Below are 5,573 nucleotides of genomic sequence, written 5' to 3'. Positions count from 1 at the left end.
GCGTAGACTTGATTAGAAACTTCAACAAATGGATTATTGGGTGTTGATGGTTCAAAGCGAACAGTGCTTTTATTGTCGCCAACAACACACATTGGCTTAGTGATGACAGCTTTCATCATTGCTCCTTTTGAGTCATAATTAATGACATCATTAGTCAAATATTGATTTTTGTTATTTGAAAAATAGAATATATAGAATTTTCTAAAGCATTTTAGATTTTATAAGTTATGAGAAATTATTTATAGGAAAGAACGGCAATGACAGGTTCAGAAATATTAGATGCCATGTATATGGTATTAATGATAGTTATATCCCTCTTAATTATAGCGTTTTGTCTACCTGCTGCCTTTTGATTTTCATTAATAGTTTACGGATCATATGCAATTACATGCTTTTGTAAAAAAATCTAGAGTGAGAAATTTCTCCAAATCGATGAGTTAAATATTAAGCTCGTGACGTGCTGCTGTTGCCAGAAAAGCAGATCTTGTTAAACCTCTTTCTTGTGCGCAATCATCAATTGCACGCAAAAGCCCTCTTTCAATGGATATATTCGTACGTACCACTTCTGCATCATTTTCAATAAAGGGGACTTGTATTAAAAAAGCTCCTTCTGACAAAGCTGTTTTGACAGATTCCCGTTGTATGACTTCTTCAAATTTTGAAGGAATAGGCACTATATCTATATCTTCACAATAAAGTTGAAGTGCTTCTGTTGCATTTGCGATTAAATTTTCTTCCTCATCAGCAGCAGAAAAAAGCCCCTCAAAATCAGGAAACTGAACACCAAAAGCAGAATCTTCATCTTTATGAACAAGAGCAAAAAATCTTTTCATTTTTCTTCTCCTTTTTTAACGAGCCTGCTTGTTGTGCGATAGAACGTGCTGTACCAATCGGAAAATTTTTTTAGGATGTGGAACAATAACAACCTTACCATCTTTTTTTAATTTATGATGAGAACCTTTTACTTTGATAAGTTCAAAGCCATCACGCTTTAATTTTGCAATGATTTTTCATCTGATATCAATTCTTTTTTAACGGCTAAAATGCTTATGAAGCGCATTAAGAACAATACGCAAAGAACGAACAAGATGTGTTAGCGATTGATCTTCTATAACAAGATATTGTAGCATAAAGATTATACTGTCTATAGAGGTGTTGTGCTTCTTTGATAACCTCTTTCGTCTCTTCATAACAATGAGTTACTCTTTCAATCCACCGTTTTTGTGCCTCCTCATTTGATGAAGGAGTAAAGTTATCATAAATTGCATTAGGCAATGCTTTTGCACATAGGTAATTGTTTTTCACTTCAAGATATTTTTGCGCAGCATCATATTGGTCTTGATTGATTTTGCCTTGCAAATAAAGCCGCCCGATATAGGTGCCGGAAAGCGGATTTTTAGCCTCTTCTATGGTCAAACAGAAGCGTTTGGCACGCATTTCAATTGCCAATTTATTCATGGGTTCATGCGGTGTTTTTGCTCGTGAGATGCGTCCATTTGGTATCTCTGATACATTCTTTAATCCGAGGACGTCCGCGTTTTGTACGTTTTTTCTCTTTGTCATATTTTTTTCAATCAGAATGGTATGCTATCATTATTAATGAGTGCGCTATAATCTTTAGCCCCTGAAGCGATAGCATAATTTTGAGAAGTAATAGGTGAAGGGGTAGGGGATGCCGATTGATCTTTTTTTGCATCAAGCAAATACAACTCGCCTTTGAATTGTGGTAAAACAATCTCTATTGTATAATGTTCACCACCATTTTTATCTTGCCATTTACGTGTCTGTAATTTTCCTTCTACGTAAACTTTTGAACCTTTGTTGAGATACTGAAGTGCAATTTTTGCCAAATGTGGATTAAAAATCACAACTGAATGCCATTCTGTTTTCTCTACTTTTTGATTAGTCTTTTTATCTGTGTAGCTCTCAGAAGTTGCTATACTAAAATTGACTATTTCTGCTCCAGAATTCATTGTTTTGCTTTCGGGATCAGCACCTAAACGCCCAATTAACATCACTTTATTTAGCATGTTTTTTCTTACCTTAAATTTGTATTTTAATACATAGAAAATCTTAGCATGATTTGCTTATTTTTTCAATTATTTCAAAAGGATATTATTGTTTTTTAACATATAAAATTATGTTTACGGTGTATAAAATAAGGAGATCAAGGTATTCTATTCTGCAAGCACCGTTTTTTTTTCTACTTTCTCCATGAGTTCCTTGCACTTTGTCAGATCTTGTTGTGAAAGAGACTTAAAAATTCTAACAAACGTGTTAGAAATTTCATGGTTAAGTGGGTCAGAAGAGTTCATTGTAAAATTCTTACGACAAATATTTGCTTCTCTTCTCAAGATAGAAGCCGTTTCTTCATCTAAAGCATATTTCTCAATGATCTTTTCTTCTATGTCAGCAGGTATAGGCTTTTTGCCAATTTCTACAGAAGATAAAAACGCTATAGATACGCCTAATTTATCAGCCATATCTAATAGACGTTCTGTCTGATCAATATGAATTTTACGTAAGGTTTTGCCAAATGGTATAAGCATGTGATTAAAGCTCCTAATTCATACAATTAAACTGTTTTCGGTAGTTTTTGGCTTTTGTTGGTCTCATCTATAAGAGGCTCGTAATTGAGAACGCTTTTCGGAACAGCTCCTCCATAACCCCATGCTTTTACCTGCGCTTTGGTGCTAAAATCTGCCTTTTTGGGTACGGTGGAATACTGACCACCATCAAATTTTTCACATTCTCTTGTTCCGTCTTCATATTCGTAGAGGTTGTAAAAGTACTCCTCTGCTTCGTCTCCCATGGGGCATAATCAACAGCCGTTGCAATCCACTTTTTTGCATGAGCTGTTTACGTTTTTTTAAAACATCTGGTTTAAGATTTTTTATCTAAATCCATAACTTTACCAATGGGTTTATTTGCCTCAAAATGGACCGTACAGAAGCGTTTTAATGTCAATATGGTTTATTATAAAATCTTTAAATCGCTCTGTACGGTACTTTTCTGTCAATTTAAACGCATGTCTAATCTCAAAATAATCAGCAAATTTCACTATTTTGCTGTTTTAAGGTGCTTTTGAATTGCTGCTGTTATGTTGTTTTCACCAAGCACTTCAAGAGCCTTTGCCATGTCTTCAACAGGTGCTTTCAAGGTAAGTAAGTTTTGGACTGTCTGATACACTCCGAAAGCTTGTTCCTCTAGTGCTGGTGTCAATCTCACGCCACTGATCAAGATCTATAGACAATCCCTTGTTACGCATTGCGCCATTTGATGGCAATGTTTTGAAGTGGATTCACTAAATCCTGCTTCATTGATAAGGTTACGGATTGTCTCTCCAGTGCCACCACGAATTCTTTGATTTTTTGAAAAGTTTCCATTGTTTCCACCTGCCTGTTTTTCCTTTTCTAATTTCTTGGCGAGCATTCCGATAGGGCTTGTGACGCAATTGTACCAAGTTCTTTGCCAATCTCGTTTGTTTGCATTTTTACTTGGATTTGCTATCCAGTAATTTGTGAACCGTTCGAGCTCTAACAGCGCCTCATCATACGTTAAGCCTTTATCGATTGCGAAGTCGTAATCGGATTCAAAATTCTCAGGCAATCGACAGCCGCGATTAGCTTTCGCTCATTTTGCTTTTTTCAAAATATTTTCTTGCTCATGAATGGGAGGTTGGTTTTCTACACCCGTTGCGATTTGCTCTGGGTGGCTTTCGCAATCACGAACCTCAGTTGGTTTGTCAATCAGTTCGTTTGTTTCTAAATCTTCAAAATCAGTTTCTTTTTTTTGCTAACACGATAGTATTAGTTTTTTTTATTATAACTGTTATTGTTTATGTTATATATTTATATATAAATACATAACGGCATCATTAAGCATTGCTTTAGCATCGTTTTTATCAGGATTTTCAATGGCGTTAGCATGATGCTTAGCATCGTTAAGCATACCAAAAACATCATTTTCTGCTTTTCCAGTTTTGCCTGTGCTACTTTTTGTGCTCTTTCTGATCACTTCTTTGACCCAGATGTCTTTGATACCTTCTCTAAACTCTCATTAGAGTTGTTAAGTTCTTCTTCAACTTTTAAACTCCATAAACAGCCATCGTCTAAACGTTCAATATGACCTGTGTTTATTAAAACGTCTAACGCTTTCATAAACATTTTTACTGAATAGCCAGTGTAATTAGCCCAGACCTTCGTGTTATTTAAAAGCGGCTTTCCAGTATAAAGCATTTGCAAACGCAACTTTATATAAACATTGCATTCAATGGGAGATAAACAAGCAAGATCAAGAATCCATCTATCTGCACATAGGCCTCGTCCACGGTAATTTACTGGACATGAGTTCCCCTTCTTTCATTAAATATAAAATTGCCAAAGCATCTGCTGCGTTGTCGTCTTTAGGCACATGTCCTTTTGCACACACTGCCTTAATCATTTCTTCTTTTGAGACATTGCTTTTTCTTGTTGTTGCCTTCTTAATTGTGCCAATAGGAATGCCTTCATATGGTATCTGATGATGTTCACACCACGCTGTTAAGGTTGCTAGAAAGCCGCCATAAACATGCGACGCGTCTATACCTCCATGCTGGCGTACTTCTCAAAATACACGGCATCAATTTCATCAACGGACCTCTTTATCTCCATAAGCCACCGTTTAAAGCGTAAATAACGCATCCCACCGCCTTCAAAACGGCGTGCAAAGAAACCTTTAGACCTTGCAAACGCGTTAGAAAACCCTCTCTTTGTGAAAAAACTGCTTTTAGAAAGCGTCACACAATTAGAGACTTTAAAAAGTGAAGTGAGTACCCTTAAACCAAAAGCAGCTGCTCTTGAAAGCTTACAACGTCACAACGGACTGTTTAGTCTTACAGAAACCGCTAAAATACTCGAGATGCAACCAAAACAGTTCATTCTCTTCTTACAGCAAAAAGGTTGGATTTATAGACGATCAGCAGGTGGAAATTTGCTTCCTTATCAAGACAAAATCCAAAAGAAACTTATGGATTATCCAACCATCACACTTCAAACCGCAAGTGGAATAGAAAAAGTCATGTCTTGCGCAAAAATCACAGCAAAAGGAATTGGTGTGCTGTCTCAAGAGCTTAAAAGACAAAGCATGCATTAAGAGAAATAAATCATGGAAAAGAAATACGAACGACTAATCTTATAGTATCTCTATAAGCCGTTTCTAACCACACAAACAACTTTTAAACATAAGCGTGATTCACGCCACGGGTGAATTGCGCGCGAGATGGAGGAAATCAAGATGAAAAATTCCACTTTTTTAAAAGAAATGGCAGAAAAATATGGATTTTCTGCTGAAGAATTTCGAACAACAATCATGAAAACTTGTATTGGATATAAAAATGCTAGTGTCATCAATGATGCAGAATTTGCTACTTTTCTTTTTGTTGCCAAAACTTATGGACTTAATCCTTTAACTAAAGAAATTTATATATTTCCTAAAAAAGGCGGCGGCATGATCCCTGTTGTTTCTATCGACGGTTGGATAAAGATCATCAAATCAAATCCTGACTTTGATGGCATGACCTTTCAAGATCAACT

7 protein-coding genes and 5 pseudogenes are annotated in these 5,573 nt (G+C 36.0%); 2 read left to right on the top strand and 10 right to left on the bottom strand.

Features of this window, described 5'->3' with window-relative positions:
- Positions 1-437: 437 nt before the first annotated feature.
- The 10 genes and pseudogenes from ACFIK6_RS08915 to ACFIK6_RS08870 all read right to left on the bottom strand — a co-directional run bounded on the left by ACFIK6_RS08915 (position 438) and on the right by ACFIK6_RS08870 (position 4,781).
- A complete protein-coding gene (locus ACFIK6_RS08915) occupies positions 438-833 on the bottom strand; it encodes a type II toxin-antitoxin system HicB family antitoxin (RefSeq protein WP_005864994.1) in 396 nt (131 codons plus the stop codon).
- A pseudogene (locus ACFIK6_RS08910) lies at positions 805-1,007 on the bottom strand (type II toxin-antitoxin system HicA family toxin). The gene ACFIK6_RS08915 and the pseudogene ACFIK6_RS08910 overlap by 29 nt, the downstream one beginning before the upstream one ends.
- A 24-nt stretch (positions 1,008-1,031) precedes the next feature.
- A pseudogene (locus tag ACFIK6_RS08905) lies at positions 1,032-1,522 on the bottom strand (hypothetical protein).
- A 52-nt stretch (positions 1,523-1,574) separates the two neighbouring features.
- Positions 1,575-2,030 carry a single-stranded DNA-binding protein gene (gene ssb, locus ACFIK6_RS08900; protein WP_375677567.1) on the bottom strand — a complete coding sequence of 152 codons (456 nt, stop codon included), beginning with the start codon at positions 2,028-2,030 and terminating at the stop codon, positions 1,575-1,577.
- A 147-nt stretch (positions 2,031-2,177) separates the two neighbouring features.
- The gene (locus tag ACFIK6_RS08895) at positions 2,178-2,549 is read right to left on the bottom strand and encodes an XRE family transcriptional regulator (protein WP_375677566.1); all 372 of its coding nucleotides are present in this window, start codon (positions 2,547-2,549) and stop codon (positions 2,178-2,180) included.
- Positions 2,550-2,575: 26 nt separating this feature from the next.
- A pseudogene (locus ACFIK6_RS08890) lies at positions 2,576-2,852 on the bottom strand (hypothetical protein).
- A 208-nt stretch (positions 2,853-3,060) separates the two neighbouring features.
- A complete protein-coding gene (locus ACFIK6_RS08885; RefSeq protein WP_375677565.1) occupies positions 3,061-3,240 on the bottom strand; it encodes a hypothetical protein in 180 nt (59 codons plus the stop codon).
- 3 nt (positions 3,241-3,243) lie between these two features.
- Positions 3,244-3,609 (bottom strand): hypothetical protein, encoded by a 366-nt coding sequence (locus ACFIK6_RS08880; RefSeq protein ID WP_375677564.1) that lies wholly within the window; start codon positions 3,607-3,609, stop codon positions 3,244-3,246.
- A 234-nt stretch (positions 3,610-3,843) separates the two neighbouring features.
- Entirely contained in the window at positions 3,844-4,017 is a 174-nt protein-coding gene (locus ACFIK6_RS08875) for a hypothetical protein (protein WP_375642621.1), read from the bottom strand.
- 288 nt (positions 4,018-4,305) lie between these two features.
- Positions 4,306-4,781, bottom strand: a pseudogene (locus ACFIK6_RS08870) (hypothetical protein).
- 34 nt (positions 4,782-4,815) lie between these two features.
- Between ACFIK6_RS08870 and ACFIK6_RS08865 the strand changes: the two are divergent.
- Together ACFIK6_RS08865 and ACFIK6_RS08860 are read left to right on the top strand one after the other, a co-directional pair.
- A pseudogene (locus ACFIK6_RS08865) lies at positions 4,816-5,133 on the top strand (phage antirepressor KilAC domain-containing protein); the annotation flags it as partial.
- A 141-nt stretch (positions 5,134-5,274) separates the two neighbouring features.
- Positions 5,275-5,573, top strand: a 299-nt coding sequence (locus tag ACFIK6_RS08860; protein ID WP_375677563.1) for a recombinase RecT, incomplete at its 3' end; no start/stop codon positions are given.

Source organism: Bartonella sp. AS69XJJH, from assembly GCF_042195585.1.
Taxonomy (GTDB): domain Bacteria; phylum Pseudomonadota; class Alphaproteobacteria; order Rhizobiales; family Rhizobiaceae; genus Bartonella.
Note: the sequence above shows the minus strand (reverse complement) of the source record. Positions and strands in the feature narration are given on the sequence as shown.